The sequence below is a fragment of the Pseudomonas sp. 1L-B-1-E-C1 genome (genome assembly GCF_057291835.1).
This window is the reverse complement of sequence record NZ_JBXAWN010000004.1, coordinates 358278-373614: the sequence shown is the minus strand read 5'-3', so window position 1 is coordinate 373614 and position 15337 is coordinate 358278. Positions and strand designations below refer to the sequence as shown.

At 59.6% G+C, this 15337-nt stretch carries 16 protein-coding genes; 3 read left to right on the top strand and 13 right to left on the bottom strand.

Going from position 1 to position 15337, the window contains the following annotated elements; genetic code table 11:
* Positions 1–54: 54 nt before the first annotated feature.
* From thrC to ffh, 9 genes are all read right to left on the bottom strand, one after another.
* Entirely contained in the window at positions 55–1464 is a 1410-nt protein-coding gene (gene thrC, locus AC0Z4S_RS09940) for a threonine synthase (RefSeq protein ID WP_485622840.1), read from the bottom strand.
* A 108-nt stretch (positions 1465–1572) separates the two neighbouring features.
* Positions 1573–2877: a homoserine dehydrogenase gene (locus AC0Z4S_RS09935; RefSeq protein WP_485622839.1), complete on the bottom strand. Its 1305-nt coding sequence runs from the start codon at positions 2875–2877 to the stop codon at positions 1573–1575.
* 131 nt (positions 2878–3008) lie between these two features.
* Positions 3009–3740 (bottom strand): bifunctional protein-disulfide isomerase/oxidoreductase DsbC, encoded by a 732-nt coding sequence (gene dsbC, locus AC0Z4S_RS09930; protein ID WP_253499436.1) that lies wholly within the window; start codon positions 3738–3740, stop codon positions 3009–3011.
* Between the two features lie 250 nt (positions 3741–3990).
* Positions 3991–4887, bottom strand: coding sequence for a site-specific tyrosine recombinase XerD (xerD, locus tag AC0Z4S_RS09925; RefSeq protein WP_253499433.1), 897 nt, complete (start codon positions 4885–4887; stop codon positions 3991–3993).
* 187 nt (positions 4888–5074) lie between these two features.
* Entirely contained in the window at positions 5075–5425 is a 351-nt protein-coding gene (gene rplS / locus AC0Z4S_RS09920; RefSeq protein ID WP_003175895.1) for a 50S ribosomal protein L19, read from the bottom strand.
* Positions 5426–5470: 45 nt separating this feature from the next.
* Positions 5471–6223, bottom strand: a complete 753-nt coding sequence (trmD, locus tag AC0Z4S_RS09915; RefSeq protein WP_485622838.1) for a tRNA (guanosine(37)-N1)-methyltransferase TrmD — start codon at positions 6221–6223, stop codon at positions 5471–5473.
* 2 nt (positions 6224–6225) lie between these two features.
* Complete coding sequence (gene rimM / locus AC0Z4S_RS09910; protein WP_016771538.1) at positions 6226–6762, bottom strand: ribosome maturation factor RimM; 537 nt, start codon at positions 6760–6762, stop codon at positions 6226–6228.
* Between the two features lie 5 nt (positions 6763–6767).
* Positions 6768–7019, bottom strand: a complete 252-nt coding sequence (rpsP, locus tag AC0Z4S_RS09905) for a 30S ribosomal protein S16 (protein WP_003185073.1) — start codon at positions 7017–7019, stop codon at positions 6768–6770.
* A gap of 310 nt (positions 7020–7329) precedes the next feature.
* Positions 7330–8706: a signal recognition particle protein gene (ffh, locus tag AC0Z4S_RS09900; protein WP_007967791.1), complete on the bottom strand. Its 1377-nt coding sequence runs from the start codon at positions 8704–8706 to the stop codon at positions 7330–7332.
* A 210-nt stretch (positions 8707–8916) separates the two neighbouring features.
* Here ffh and AC0Z4S_RS09895 point away from each other — a divergent pair, with 210 nt between their 5' ends.
* From AC0Z4S_RS09895 to AC0Z4S_RS09885, 3 genes are all read left to right on the top strand, one after another.
* Positions 8917–9729: a cytochrome C assembly family protein gene (locus AC0Z4S_RS09895; RefSeq protein WP_485622836.1), complete on the top strand. Its 813-nt coding sequence runs from the start codon at positions 8917–8919 to the stop codon at positions 9727–9729.
* Between the two features lie 12 nt (positions 9730–9741).
* Positions 9742–10983: a transporter associated domain-containing protein gene (locus AC0Z4S_RS09890; protein WP_485622835.1), complete on the top strand. Its 1242-nt coding sequence runs from the start codon at positions 9742–9744 to the stop codon at positions 10981–10983.
* 293 nt (positions 10984–11276) lie between these two features.
* The gene (locus tag AC0Z4S_RS09885; protein ID WP_485622833.1) at positions 11277–12593 is read left to right on the top strand and encodes an MFS transporter; all 1317 of its coding nucleotides are present in this window, start codon (positions 11277–11279) and stop codon (positions 12591–12593) included.
* A gap of 96 nt (positions 12594–12689) precedes the next feature.
* Here AC0Z4S_RS09885 and purT read toward each other — a convergent pair whose 3' ends face one another.
* The 4 genes from purT to AC0Z4S_RS09865 form a co-directional block, all read right to left on the bottom strand.
* A complete protein-coding gene (gene purT / locus AC0Z4S_RS09880) occupies positions 12690–13871 on the bottom strand; it encodes a formate-dependent phosphoribosylglycinamide formyltransferase (RefSeq protein ID WP_485622832.1) in 1182 nt (393 codons plus the stop codon).
* Positions 13872–13971: 100 nt separating this feature from the next.
* Positions 13972–14439 carry a VUT family protein gene (locus tag AC0Z4S_RS09875; RefSeq protein WP_016771544.1) on the bottom strand — a complete coding sequence of 156 codons (468 nt, stop codon included), beginning with the start codon at positions 14437–14439 and terminating at the stop codon, positions 13972–13974.
* Between the two features lie 132 nt (positions 14440–14571).
* Positions 14572–14787, bottom strand: a complete 216-nt coding sequence (locus tag AC0Z4S_RS09870; protein WP_485622831.1) for a DUF1289 domain-containing protein — start codon at positions 14785–14787, stop codon at positions 14572–14574.
* Entirely contained in the window at positions 14784–15308 is a 525-nt protein-coding gene (locus AC0Z4S_RS09865) for a gamma carbonic anhydrase family protein (RefSeq protein ID WP_471877390.1), read from the bottom strand. The genes AC0Z4S_RS09870 and AC0Z4S_RS09865 overlap by 4 nt, the downstream gene beginning before the upstream one ends.
* Positions 15309–15337 lie beyond the last annotated feature (29 nt).

The following is a 15337-nucleotide window of genomic DNA, read 5'->3' as shown; positions in this document are numbered from 1 at the left end:
AAACAAAAAAGCCCGTCAGGAGACGGGCTTCAAAATGTGACAGCTTTTGCAGGCTTAGAGTGGCTTGCCGCGGTTGCCATGCTGACTGACAAAGGCTTGCACGGCTTTCAGGTCGTTTGGCAGCACCGTACAGCGCTCGTTTCTCTCAAACAAATCAGAAAGATGTGCAGGTAGTTCGAGCGCTTTTCCTACACCCGCTTTCTCCACTGCCTCGGGAAACTTGACCGGATGGGCAGTCCCCAGAATCACCATCGGGATGTCCAGACTGCGACGGCATTCGCGCGCGGCTTTCACACCGATCGCCGTATGCGGATCAAGGACTTCACCGCTCTGCTCGTAGACTTCGGCAATGGTTTCGCAAGTCTGCGCATCGTCCACCGCCAGCGAGTCGAACAGTTTGCGCGCTTCGGTCCAGCGCTCTTGTTCGACGCTGAAGCTGCCGTCCTTTTTGAACGAGCCCATCAGGCCGGCAATCGCCGCACCGTTACGACCGTGCAGGTCGAACAGCAGGCGTTCGAAGTTCGACGAAACCATGATGTCCATCGACGGCGACAACGTCGCGTGCAGGGTTTCCTTGACGTACTGGTTGCCGCTCATGAAGCGGTGCAGGATGTCGTTGCGGTTGGTCGCGACGATCAACTGATTGATCGGCAGACCCATGTTGCGCGCCAGGTAACCGGCGAAGATGTCGCCGAAGTTGCCGGTCGGTACCGAGAACGACACCGAACGCGCCGGACCGCCCAACTGCAGGGCTGCATGGAAGTAGTAGACGATCTGGGCCATGATCCGCGCCCAGTTGATCGAGTTCACCGCCACCAGACGCGTGCCTTTGAGGAAGCTCTGGTCGGCGAAGCTGTTCTTGACCATTTCCTGGCAGTCATCGAAGTTGCCTTCGATGGCGATATTGTGGATGTTCTCGCCGAAGATCGTCGTCATCTGCCGACGCTGCACTTCAGACACGCGCTGGTGCGGATGCAGAATGAAAATGTCGACGTTTTCGCAGTGCTTGCAGCCTTCGATAGCGGCCGAACCGGTATCACCGGAGGTGGCACCGACGATCACTACGCGCTCGCCACGCTTTTCCAGCACGTAGTCGAGCAGACGACCGAGCAGTTGCAGGGCGAAATCCTTGAACGCCAGGGTCGGGCCGTGGAACAGCTCCAGCACCCATTCATTGCCATTGAGCTGACGCAGTGGCGCCACGGCGCTGTGGGCGAACACACCGTAGGTTTCTTCGAGAATATTTTTGAAATCGGCATCCGGGATGCTGCCGGTGACGAAGGGACGCATCACTCGGAACGCCAGTTCGTGATACGGCAGGCCGGCCCAGGAAGCGATCTCTTCCTGAGTAAAACGTGGCAGGTTTTCCGGGACGTACAGACCGCCATCGGTCGCCAGACCGGCCAGCAGGACGTCTTCGAAATTCAGGGCCGGGGCCTGGCCGCGAGTACTGATATATCGCATTTTTTTTCAAACCTTCGGTTTGAGCTGCAAGCTGCAAGCTGCAAGTCGCAAGTAAAAGCCAGACTGCTTCTCTCTTGCCGCTTGCAGCTCGAAGCGTGCCGCTGCTTTTTAGTTCAAATGTTCGACACGGATCCGTACAACCGGGCCGTCGACGCCAGCCAGTGCTTCCAGCGCAGTGATTGCATCATTGATACGCTGCTCGACCACGCGGTGGGTCAGCAGGATCATCGGCACCAGGCCGTCATGCTCTTCGACTTCCTTCTGCATGATCGATTCGATATTGATGCCGCGCTCCGACAGGATGCTCGCCACCTGAGCCAGTACGCCCGGGTGGTCCTTGGCCTGAATGCGCAGATAATAAGCGCTTTCACAGGCTTCGATCGGCAGGATCGGATGCGCCGACAGCGAGTCCGGCTGAAAGGCCAGGTGCGGTACACGGTTTTCCGGGTCGGAGGTCATGGCGCGAACCACGTCGACCAGATCGGCGATCACCGACGAAGCGGTTGGCTCCATGCCAGCGCCGGCACCGTAGAACAGCGTCGAACCGGCGGCGTCACCGTTGACCATCACTGCGTTCATCACCCCGTTGACGTTGGCGATCAGGCGATCGGCCGGGATCAGCGTCGGGTGTACACGCAACTCGATGCCGGCGTCAGTGCTGCGTGCCACACCGAGGTGCTTGATGCGATAGCCCAGCGCTTCGGCGTAGTTGACGTCGGCAGTGGTCAGTCTGGTGATGCCTTCGGTGTACGCCTTGTCGAATTGCAGCGGAATACCGAAGGCAATCGACGCCAGAATGGTCAACTTGTGCGCGGCATCGATGCCTTCGACGTCGAAAGTCGGATCGGCTTCGGCGTAACCCAGCGCTTGCGCTTCGGCGAGCACGTCTTCGAACGTACGGCCCTTCTCGCGCATTTCGGTGAGGATGAAGTTGCCGGTGCCGTTGATGATCCCGGCAACCCAGTTGATGCGGTTGGCAGACAGGCCTTCACGGATCGCCTTGATCACCGGAATGCCACCGGCCACTGCTGCTTCAAACGCCACGATCACGCCTTTTTCGCGTGCCCTGGCGAAAATCTCATTACCGTGAACGGCTATCAGGGCCTTGTTCGCGGTGACCACATGCTTGCCATTCTCGATGGCCTTGAGTACCAGCTCGCGGGCAACGGTGTAGCCGCCCATCAGCTCTATGACGATGTCGATCTCAGGGTTCGTGGCCACTTCGAAGACATCGTTGGTAATCGCAATACCGGTCGTCTGGAACTGAGGCTTTGGCGTGCGCGTGGCAATTTGTGCCACTTCGATTCCACGCCCGGCACGACGAGCAATTTCCTCGGCGTTGCGCTGAAGTACGTTGAAGGTACCGCCACCGACGGTCCCTAACCCACAGATGCCTACTTTGACCGGATTCACTGTGAACTCCCCATGAAACGGCCGACGCAGGGTCGGCCGGAAAACAACCGCGTGCTCGCGGCTCTCTGTTGATGGCCCGGCGCTGTTACTGCCGGACCACGATCGTCAACGGCTGCCCGTGACGATGCGAATTACTTCGCGCCCAGCGCCAGTTTGGCGACTTGTGGCGCAGGCTGGTAGCCCGGAATGACTTGTCCATCAGCCAAAACGATGGCCGGCGTGCCGTTCACGCCGATCGACTGACCGAGCGCAAACTGTTTGGAAACCGGGTTATCGCACTTGGCGGCTTTGATTTCCTTGCCATCGACCATTTTGTCCATGGCGGCTTTCTTGTCCTTGGAGCACCACACCGCTTGCAGCTGCTCGTCACCCGGCGAATTCAGGCCCTGGCGCGGGAACGCCACGTAGCGCACTTCGATGCCGCGCTTGTTCAGCTCGGGCACTTCAGCGTGCAGTTTGTGGCAGTACGGGCAGGTGGTGTCGGTGAACACGGTGATGTGCGATTTGGTTTCGCCCACGGCCGGGTAGACCACGGTTTCGGCTACCGGGATGGCGTTGATCAGTTTGGAAATGCCCAGGCGCTCGGTCTTTTCGGTCAGGTTGACCGGTTTGCCGTTCTCGAGCTGGTACAGGTTGCCCTGCACGATGTACTGGCCATCGGCGCTGGCGTAGAGCACGCGGCTGCCTTTGAGTTTGACTTCGTACATGCCGGGCAACGGGCTGGCATTGATGCTTTCGACCGGTACCTCGAGTTCGAGTTTTTCTAGGCTTTGACGAATGGCTTTGTCGGCCGCGTCATCGGCGACGGCAAAGGTGCTCACCAGCGCAATGGCGGCGGTGACGAAAATCTGGGTCAGACGCATGAGTACTCCTGAGGGCGGGCCAATGAAACAATCAGAACGCCCGTGCGAAACACCGGGTCATAACCGTCCATCGTGCAAACCGGCAAAGCCTAACACATAAGGCCGCGAGGGCCGAATGCGCCTGACACAAGACATCGATCTCACTCCGTAGGAGCTGCCGAAGGCTGCGATCTTTTGATTCTGGCTTCTGTAAACGAAAGCAAGATCAAAAGATCGCAGCCTTCGGCAGCTCCTACACAGGGTTTCGTGTTCAGCCGCGAGGATGGTGTTTGGCGTGCAGGTCCTGCAAGCGGGCGCGGGCGACGTGGGTATAGATCTGCGTGGTGGACAGGTCGCTGTGCCCGAGCAACATCTGCACCACGCGCAAGTCCGCGCCATGGTTGAGAAGATGCGTGGCAAATGCGTGGCGCAAGGTGTGCGGCGACAGCGATTTGCTGATCCCGGCGACCTTGGCCTGGTGTTTGATGCGATGCCAGAACGTCTGCCGGGTCATCTGCTCGCCGCGCTGACTGGGAAACAGCACATCGCTGGGGCGCCCACCGAGCAACTCGCTACGGCCATCACGCATATAACGCTCGACCCAGACAATCGCCTCCTCGCCCATCGGCACCAGGCGTTCCTTGCTGCCCTTGCCCATCACCCGTAAAACGCCCTGGCGCAGATTGACCTGCTCCAGGGTCAGGCTGATCAGTTCGGTCACGCGCAGACCACAGGCATACAGCACTTCCAGCATCGCGCGGTCGCGCTGGCCGATGGCGTCACTCAGATCCGGCGCCTTGAGCAGCGCTTCGACATCAGCTTCCGACAGCGACTTGGGCAAAGGCCTGCCGAGTTGCGGCATGTCGACGCGCAACGTCGGATCGACGTGGATCAGCTTTTCCCGCAGCAGATAGCGATAAAAGCCCCGCACCCCGGAGAGAAATCTCGCCGTCGAGCGTGGCTTGTAGTTTTGCTCCAGGCGCCAGGCCAGGTGATCGAGGATCAACTCGCGACCGGCATTGATCAGCTCGAGGTTCTTCTCCTGCAACCAGCCATTGAACAGCGCGAGGTCGCTGCGATAGGCGTCGCGAGTGTTGTCGGACAGGCCTTTCTCCAGCCATAAAGCGTCGAGGAATTGATCAATCAGCGGATGGTCGATGGCAGGCATGGATGCTCGGGGCAGGCAGCTTTCGAGCTGCGCGCAAATGGACAGTGAAGGGGGGCTAGTCTTTCATAGCCGGCCAGTTCAAGAAACAGGCAACTTCATTGAGCGCGGCGTGTGAGATTGAACCGGTAAATTCCAGGCAACAAAAAAGCAGCCCGTAGGCTGCTTTTTTCTGCATCGGAAGCTGGGCTTAAGCCAGTTTTTCCTTGATGCGAGCTGCTTTACCCGACAGGTCGCGCAGGTAGTACAGCTTGGCTTTACGTACGTCACCGCGACGTTTAACAGCCATGCTGTCGATCTGCGGGGAGTAGGTCTGGAAAGTACGTTCTACGCCAACACCGTTGGAGATTTTACGAACGGTGAACGCACTGTTCACGCCGCGGTTGCGCTTGGCGATTACAACGCCTTCGAACGCTTGCAGACGGGAACGATCGCCTTCCTTCACTTTCACCTGAACGACAATAGTGTCGCCTGGGGCGAAGGTAGGGATTTCTTTGGTCATCTGCTCTGCTTCGAGTGCAAGGATGATTTTGTTGGTCATGCTGTGCTCCTAAGGTAAATCGTTCGATCTACCATCGATACGTTGTTAACTATCGTCCCGCTCGCGGATGTATTCCTCGAGCAGCTTCTTCTCTTCTCCAGAAAGCGAGCGGCTTTCCAGAAGATCGGCGCGTCGTTCATAGGTCCGACCAAGGGACTGCTGTAAACGCCAACGCCGGATATGCGCGTGATTGCCACTCAGCAACACGTCGGGAACACGCTGATCCGCATACACCTCCGGTCGGGTGTAGTGCGGGCAATCCAGCAGACCATCCGTAAAGGAATCTTCCTCAGCGGAATCTGCATGCCCTAAAGCTCCAGGCAGCAGTCGTGTAACCGCATCGATCAGGACCATGGCCGGCAGCTCGCCGCCAGACAGTACATAGTCGCCAATCGACCACTCTTCATCGACATGAGCCTCAATAAAGCGCTCGTCAATGCCTTCATAGCGGCCGGCAATCAGGATCAATGCATCCGATTGTGCCAGCTCGCGTACCGCCGACTGAGTCAGTTGACGGCCTTGGGGGGACAGGTAAATCACCTTCGCCACCTCCCCGGCTGCTGCTTTGGCCTGGGCCAGAGCATCTTCCAGGGGCTTGATCTTCATCACCATGCCCGGACCACCGCCAAACGGGCGATCGTCCACAGTGTGATGCCGATCCGTCGTGTAATCTCGCGGATTCCAACAGGTCAGCTGCAAGAGCCCCTGTTTGACCGCACGACTGGTGATGCCGTAATCGCCAATGGCGGAAAACATCTCGGGAAACAGACTGATCACTTCTACGCGCAAGTTAGCCACGTTCAGAAGTCCGCGTCCCAATCCACCTTCATCTCGCCCGCTTCCAGGTCGACGGCCAACACGCATTGCTCCGTATAGGGCAACAGGCGTTCGCGATCATCCAGGCTGCCAGCGCAAGGCTTGACGACCATTACATCATTGGCGCCGGTTTCCAGAAGATGATCGATTTTCCCGAGCAGTTGCCCAAGAGTGTCGATGACCTTCAGACCTTCCAGCTGGTACCAGTAGTACTCGCCTTCGGTCAATTCAGCGAACAGGTTGCGCGGCACGCAGATCTCATAACCGGCCAGAAGACGAGCTTCTTCACGATCATCGAGACCCTTGAGCTTGGCGACCAGGAACTTGTCGCTCCCGCGTCCACTGACCAGCTCGACCTGTTTGACATTGCCTTCGCGCTTGAGCGTCCAGGTTTTGTACTGCAACAGGTTTTCAGTCGGATCAGTAAAGGAATAAACCTTCACTTCGCCGCGAACGCCATGAACAGAATAAATTTTGCCAATAACGATCAAATCATCGGCAGGGGCTGGCGTCGCGTTCATATTGCTCAGGCCGCAGCCTTGGCAGATTCCTTCAACAACTGAGCAACGCGCTCAGAAGGTTGTGCACCAACGCTCAGCCAGTAGGCAACGCGCTCTTGGTTCACGGACAGACGGATTTCCTGTCCACGGGCAACAGGGTTGAAGAAGCCAACCTGTTCTTTGTGGGAGCCGTCACGCGGGTTACGCGAGTCGGTTACGGTCAGGTGGTAAAACGGGCGCTTTTTGGAGCCGCCAAGGGCAAGACGGATTGTTAGCATGTGAACATCGTTCCTGTAGTCGGTGCTGCAAATCTAAATGCACAGCGGGCATGGGTGCCCGAAAGGCCGCATATTCTAAGGAATATCCGGACTTTTGCAAATGCCTTTTTCCGGCGCCCATGGCATGCCGTGCAGATTTGCATAGAGAGCCGTCGATGAAAACGGCCAGTCAGCTCCCGCCGAGTGCGGGTTTGCTGTTGATCCTGCTTCCTTGCAGGGTCTGCGCCGGTGCGACGACCGGCGCGGATCTTGTGCCCGCCTTACCCATTTCTCTCGCCATATATAAGAAGAATGGATCAGACAGAACGTCTTACATCTTCGGCATGCCGCCGCCGGGCAACATACCGCCCATGCCGCGCATCATTTTTGCCATACCGCCCTTGGCGGTGAATTTCTTCATCATCTTCTGCATCTGCTTGTGCTGCTTGATCAAGCGGCCGATGTCCTGCACCTGAGTGCCGGAACCCATGGCGATCCGGCGCTTGCGCGAACCGCTGATCAGCTCAGGGTCGCGGCGCTCGGCCGGGGTCATGGAATTGATGATGGCTTCCATCTGCTTGAACTGCTTCTCTGCGGCGTTCTGGGCATTGCCCATCTGCGACAGGTTGACGCCGCCGATGCTCGGCAGTTTGTCCATGAGGCCACCGAGGCCGCCCATGTTCTTCATCTGTTGCAACTGATCGCGGAAGTCTTCGAGGTCGAAGCCCTTGCCCTTCTTCAGCTTCTTGGCCAGTTTGTCGGCCTTGTCCTTGTCGAGGGTCGCTTCGGCTTGCTCGATCAGGCTGAGCACGTCGCCCATGCCGAGGATCCGCGAGGCGATCCGCTCAGGATGGAACGGGTCGAGCGCCTCGCTCTTCTCGCCCATACCGATGAACTTGATCGGCTTGCCGGTGATGGCGCGCACCGACAGCGCGGCACCGCCACGGGCGTCGCCGTCGACCTTGGTCAGGATCACACCGGTCAGCGGCAGCGCATCACCGAAGGCCTTGGCCGTGTTGGCGGCGTCCTGGCCGGTCATGGCGTCGACCACGAACAGGGTTTCGACCGGGTTGATCGCGGCGTGCAGCGCCTTGATCTCGCCCATCATCTCTTCGTCGATGTGCAGACGACCGGCGGTGTCGACGATGACCACGTCGATGAATTTCAGTTTTGCTTCTTTAATAGCCGCGTTGGCGATGTCGACCGGCTTCTGGCTCAGGTCGGACGGGAAAAACGTCACGCCGATGTCGTTGGCCAGGGTTTCCAGCTGCTTGATCGCCGCCGGACGGTAGATGTCCGCCGAAACAACCATGACCGACTTCTTCTTGCGCTCTTTAAGGAAGCGCGCCAGTTTGCCGGCAGTGGTGGTTTTACCCGCGCCCTGCAGACCGGCCATCAGAATCACGGCGGGCGGAACGGCGCTCAGGTTGAGGTCTTCGTTGGCCGCGCCCATCAGGCTTTCGAGTTCGGCCTGGACGATCTTCACGAACGCCTGGCCCGGCGTCAGGCTGCGCGACACCTCGGTGCCGACAGCGCGCTCCTTGACCGAATTGACGAAGTCCTTGACCACCGGCAGTGCGACGTCAGCTTCGAGCAACGCCATGCGCACTTCACGCAGGGTGTCTTTGATATTGTCCTCGGTCAGCTTCGCCTTGCCGGTGACATGGCGCAGCGTCTGCGAGAGACGGTCGGTTAAGTTTTCAAACATTGCGCGATCCTTTCAGGCCCTGTACGAACCGGGATAATGGCGGCCCAGACCGGAATCAACATGTGCTCGGCGAGCCTGCGGCGTGGGCAGGTCGCGGATTATAGCGAAGACTGCGGCCGGCGGACACCTCGCCGTCAGCTTGCGGAGTCTTTCGTGCCGTGGCGGTTCTATGCCAAACTCAGCGCCTTTCGGGCTCGCCTAACAGGATTTATGCTCCCCTTGTCACCCAGTTTGCTGACCACCCTCGCCGCCGCCCTGCTCTACGCCGCTGCGACCGTCTATCAAAGTACCCGCCTGGCCACCGGTGCCAAGGCGAACAAGCGCCTGCTGGTCAGCCTCGGCGTGTTCGCCGTGCTCGCCCACGGCGCCAGCCTGCTCACTCATTTATTGACGCCGATCGGCCTCGGCCTGGACTTTTTCAGTGCTTCGAGCCTGATTGCCGCCGCAGTCATTGCCCTGACCCTGCTCGCCTGTTCGCGGATCCCGGTGGAAAACCTGCTGGTGCTGCTGTTCCCGCTCGGCGCGATCACGGTACTGCTGGCGCAGTTCGCGCCGACCGGCACGGTGCAGATCATCGATGAAGAGCCGGGCATCCTCGCCCACATTCTATTGTCGATCCTCGCCTATGGCATGTTTACCATTGCGGTGTTCCAGGCGTTGCTGCTGTTGGTTCAGGACCATCAGCTCAAGCACAAGCACCCGTCCGGGCTGATCAAGAACTTCCCGCCGCTGCAAACCATGGAAAGTCTGCTGTTCGGCTTTCTCTGGGCCGGCTGGACGCTGCTCTCGCTGTCGCTGATTTCCGGGTGGCTGTTCGTCGACAACCTGTTTGCCCAGCATCTGGTGCACAAGACCCTGCTAGCGTGTCTGGCATGGATCGTCTTCAGCGTGCTGTTGTGGGGGCGCAACCGTCTGGGCTGGCGTGGCCACAAGGCGATTCGCTGGACCCTCGCTGGTTTCTGCCTGCTGATGCTGGCGTACTTCGGCAGCAAACTGGTTCGTGAATACATTCTGCACATCTGACGGGCGGCATAAATGGACGGTTTGCCCATAGGGCCGATGCTCGCGGTATTTGTCCTGCTGATTTTATGGTCAGGGCTGTTTACCGCCGTCGAAATCGCGCAGCAGCACCTGCTCGCGCAACGTGTTGCCTCGCGCGCCAGCGATAAGCCGCTGGCGAAGCTGAGCTTCCCGCTCGACAGCCTGATCCTCTGCAACACCCTGTGCCGCGCCCTTGCGGTGATCATCGCGACGCTGTTGGCGATTTTCCTCTGCGACGAAAACGGCCCCTGGGCGGCGTGCCTTGGGGCCGGCGCCATTCTGCTGGTATTTGCCGATTATTTTCCGCGCACTGTGGCCCGGCGCCATCCCGACGCCGTGCTGGCGTTCGGCAATGCTTTGCTGATGGTGCCGATGAAAATCGTCTACCCGCCCGCCTGGCTGTTCAGCCGTCTCAGTGCTTTGCTGATGACGCCGTTCACGCGCAAGGCTCAGGTGGTGCAACAGAGCGAGGACGAGATGCCAGCCGATCACGATGATGATCCCGAACATCCGGTCCGCGCCCACCCGGTGTCGGGCATTCATGCGCTGGACAACATCACGGTCAACGACATTCTGGTGCCGCGCAGTGACGTCGATGGCATCAACCTCGACGACTCGATCGAAGAGATCATCGAGCAACTGCGCGAGAACAAGCGCACGCGTCTGCCGGTGTTTCACAGCGACATCAACCAGGTCGAAGCGGTGCTCAACACCCGCCAGATCGGCCACCTGCTCAGTAATGGCGGACTGACCCGCGAGGCGCTGCTGGCCGCCAGTTACGAGCCGTACTTCGTCCCGGAAAGTACGCCGTTGCAGCTGCAACTGCTGAACTTCCACAAGCAGCAGCGCCGCCTCGGCATGGTCGTCGATGAGTACGGCGAAGTGCTGGGCATCGTCACCCTTGAAGACATTCTCGAAGAGATCGTCGGCGAATTCGAAAGCGAACACAGCCTGGACAACCCGCACATCCATCCTCAGGCCGACGGGCGCATGGTGATCGATGGCGCCGCGTCGATTCGCGACCTTAACAAGTGCCTGGGCTGGCATCTGCCGAGCGACGGGCCGAAGACCCTGAACGGTCTGGTCACCGAAGCGCTGGAAACCATTCCGGAAAGCGCGGTGTGCCTGAAGATCGGGCGTTATCGACTGGAAATCCTTGAGACCGAGGAGAACCGGGTGAGCAAGGTGCTGATCTGGCATACCTCTTCTGCTCCTGCTTTGGTGCCCGCCAGATAAAAATCAAAAGATCAAAAGATCGCAGCCTTCGGCAGCTCCTACAGATGAACGCGTTCCAAATGTAGCGATCTTTTGCGCTTGTTCGATTGTTAACCCCCTTCCTATAATCGAGGCGCTTACCCAAGCGCCGTCGCTCCCTGTGCTTACCCGGCACTATCCGGATCCCGACTGTTTCCGCTGCAAACCGACGACTGTTCCTACTCGAAACAGCGCTCGCGCCCTACCCCACATCCCTGGGTGTTCGACCATAATAATTCGCTCCACTGGAGCTCATGACTGTCAGGGATCACCGCATGACGACCCATACCGCTTACAGCGAAACCGCGCCTGCCCAGCCGACCAATTCTGCCACCCGCGTGGCCACGGCCAGCTTTATCGGCACCGCTATCGAGTTCTACGACTTCTACGTTTACGCCACTGCTGCGGCGCTGGTGATCGGGCCGGTGTTCTTTCCGCAGACCTCCGGCACGGCGCAGATGCTTTCGGCGTTTCTCACTTTTGGTATCGCCTTCCTCGCCCGACCACTGGGCTCGGCGCTGTTTGGCCACTTCGGCGACCGTATCGGGCGCAAATCGACACTGGTTGCCTCATTGCTGTTGATGGGTGTGTGTACAACCTTGATCGGCGTCTTGCCGGGCTACGACAGCATTGGTGCCTGGGCGCCGATTCTGCTGTGTGTGCTGCGTTTCGGTCAGGGCCTGGGCCTTGGCGGGGAATGGGGCGGCGCGGCGCTGCTGGCCACGGAGAACGCGCCGAAGGGCAAACGCGCCTGGTTCGGCATGTTCCCGCAGCTCGGGCCATCGATTGGTTTTCTGGCGGCCAACGGCCTGTTCCTGACCTTGGCGATGACCCTGGATGACGAGCAGTTCCGCAGTTGGGGCTGGCGCATTCCGTTTCTGCTCAGCGCGGCGCTGGTGATGGTCGGCCTGTATGTGCGACTCAAGCTGCATGAAACACCGGTATTCGCCAATGCGATCGCCCGTCAGGAACGGGTGAAAGTGCCGCTGGTCGAGTTGTTCAGCCAATACTGGGCGCCGACCCTGCTCGGTGCGGCGGCAATGGTGGTCTGCTATGCGCTGTTCTATATCTCGACGGTGTTCTCGCTGAGCTACGGCGTATCGACGCTGGGTTATAGCCGCGAAACGTTTCTTGGTCTGCTGTGCTTTGCCGTGTTGTTCATGGCTGCTGCGACGCCACTATCTGCTTGGGCCAGCGACCGTTTCGGGCGCAAACCGGTGCTGATCATCGGTGGCGTACTGGCGATTCTGTCCGGATTTCTGATGGAGCCGTTGCTGAGTCAGGGCTCGACCTGGGGCGTGGCGCTGTTTCTGTGCATCGAGCTGTTTCTGATGGGCGTGACATTCGCACCGATGGGCGCGCTGCTGCCCGAGCTGTTTTCGACCCATGTGCGTTATACCGGCGCTTCAGCGGCGTACAACCTGGGCGGCATCGTCGGGGCCTCGGCGGCGCCGTTCTTTGCGCAGAAACTGGTGGCGATGGGTGGTTTGGGTTATGTCGGCGGGTATGTATCGGCGGCGGCGGTGTTGAGTTTGATTGCGGTGCTGTGCCTGAAGGAAACCCGCGATAACGATCTGAATCAAGTTGCCTGAAAAGATCCAAAGCTTCGCGAGCAGGCTCGCTCCCACAGGAAAATGCATTCCAAATGTGGGAGCGAGCCTGCTCGCGAATAGCTGCCGCGACTCGGTTTACAGCTCTACAACAACCGCCTGAGCAGCACGAGTCGCCTTGGCACGCGCAGCCTCGATCGACTCATCCCGCGCCAGCGCCACACCCATGCGGCGCTGGCCGTTCACTTCTGGCTTGCCAAACAGGCGCAGCGCGGTGTCCGGCTCGCTCAGCGCAGCGCCCAGGTTGGCGAAAGCGGTCTGGGTCGACTGCCCTTCCACCAGAATCACTGCCGACGCCGACGGGCCGAACTGACGGATCAGCGGTACCGGCAGGCCGAGAATGGCGCGAGCGTGCAGCGCGAACTGCGACAGATCCTGGGAAATCAGCGTCACCAGGCCGGTGTCATGCGGACGCGGCGACACTTCGCTGAACCACACCTGATCACCTTTGATGAACAGCTCAACGCCGAACAGGCCACGGCCACCCAGCGCTTCGGTTACGGCTTTGGCAACGCGCTCGGATTCAGCCAGGGCAATCGGGCTCATGGCTTGCGGCTGCCAGGACTCCTGATAATCGCCCTTCTCCTGACGGTGGCCGACCGGCGCGCAGAACGTGGTGCCGCCGATGTGACGCACGGTAAGCAGGGTGATTTCGTAATCGAAATCGATGAAGCCTTCGATGATCACCCGACCTTTGCCGGCGCGACCGCCCTCTTGCGCGTAATCCCAGGCTTTCTGCACGTCATCGGCGCTGCGCAGCAGGCTCTGGCCCTTGCCCGACGAACTCATTACCGGCTTGACCACGCAAGGGAAACCCAAGTCCTGAACGGCTTTGCTGTAATCCTCGAAGGTGTCGGCAAAATGGTACGGCGAGGTCGGCAGGTCGAGCTCTTCGGCGGCCAGACGACGAATACCTTCGCGGTTCATGGTCAATTGCGCCGCACGCGCGGTCGGGATCACGGTGAAGCCTTCGGCTTCCAGCTCGACCAGCGTGGCGGTGGCGATGGCTTCGATTTCCGGCACGATGAAATGCGGCTTCTCGGTTTCGATCACTGCACGCAGGGCGGCGCCGTCGAGCATGTTGATCACGTGGCTGCGATGGGCAACCTGCATGGCCGGCGCGTTGGCGTAGCGGTCGACGGCAATCACTTCAACGCCCAGGCGCTGCAGTTCGATTACCACTTCCTTGCCCAACTCACCACAGCCACACAGCAATACGCGGGTCGCGGTTGGCGACAATGGAGTTCCGATACGGGTCATCTCAGGTCCTCAAAGGAAGCGGATCATCGAGGAAAGCCACGCAAGTGCGCTTTCCATGGGGAGAAAGCGCGGCATTTTACATGAACCCGAGGGTTTGGCTTCAGCTGGCGACAGCCTGTTTGCGATCACGCCAGGCCATGATCAGCCAGACAGCGGTGACGCCGGCGAACTTCGAGGCCAACGCGGTGATGATCACCGGCGGCGTCAAGGCGTCGATCATGCCGAAAAAGATGAAGGTATCCAGCGGAATGCTCAGCGCCGAACTGATCCATAAACGGTCGCGCAATGGCCGCTTGGTGATGCTGAACACCAGCCAGTCGATGCATTCGGAGACCGCGAACGCCGTAGCGCTGGCCAGCGCGATGGAAGGGTCGGACGTGATGTAGGAAAGCACCAGCGCCGCCAGCATCGCCACGATCGCGCCATGACCGAAGCGCGTTTGCACCATGTCGCGCAGCACGAACACCAGCCCGCCCCAGGCCGACCAGATGATGTCCAGGTGCGGTGCGGTGGAAAAGGCGAAGTTGATCAGCACGACGCTGCTGATGTAGGCGATGAGGAAGATCATGGGGGCGGCCTGTCGATTTGGCGCACAGGTTACTTGAGTGCCCTGAAAAGCAAAAGATCGCAGCCTTCGGCAGCTCCTACATTTGGAAATGCGTTCCCCTGTAGGAGCTGCCGAAGGCTGCGATCCTTTGATCTATTGGCTCGGCGTCTTGCCAATCATCCAAACCAACCCACTCGCCTTCGCCCGCTCATGACACAACCCCAGCACCACCCGACGCTCGTCATTGCTCATGCGGCCCCAGCGGGTGATCTCTGCGACCGTGCGCTGGCAACCGGTGCAGATATCGTCTTCATCCAGCGCGCAGATATTCACGCACGGCGAGGCAACAGGTCGTTCGACAGCGCTCATTCTTCCTGCTCGACCAGATCGCGGGCGTAACGCTGCGAGTTATGCACATAGTGCGCGGCGCTGGCTTCGAGCATCCTTTTCTGCGGCTCGGTGAGTTCGCGCACAACCTTGCCCGGTGAGCCCATCACCAGCGAACCGTCGGGAATTTCCTTGCCTTCGCCGATCAGCGAATTGGCGCCGATGATGCAGTTCTTGCCGATCTTCGCGCCGTTGAGAATCACCGCATTGATGCCGATCAGGCTGTAATCGCCGACCGTGCAACCGTGGAGCATGGCGTTGTGGCCGATGGTCACGCCGGTGCCGATGGTCAGCGGATAGCCCATGTCGGTGTGCATCACCGTACCGTCCTGCACATTGCTGTTCCTGCCGATGAGGATCAGTTCGTTGTCGCCCCGCAACACAGCGTTGAACCAGACGTTGGCGCCCTCTTCCAGGCGGACCTTGCCCACCAATACGGCATTGGGCGCGACCCAGCTCTGCGGATGGGTTTCGACACGGGCGTCGCCCAGGCGGTATTTCATTTTGTTTTCCTCGGGCTCACGGCCGTTCG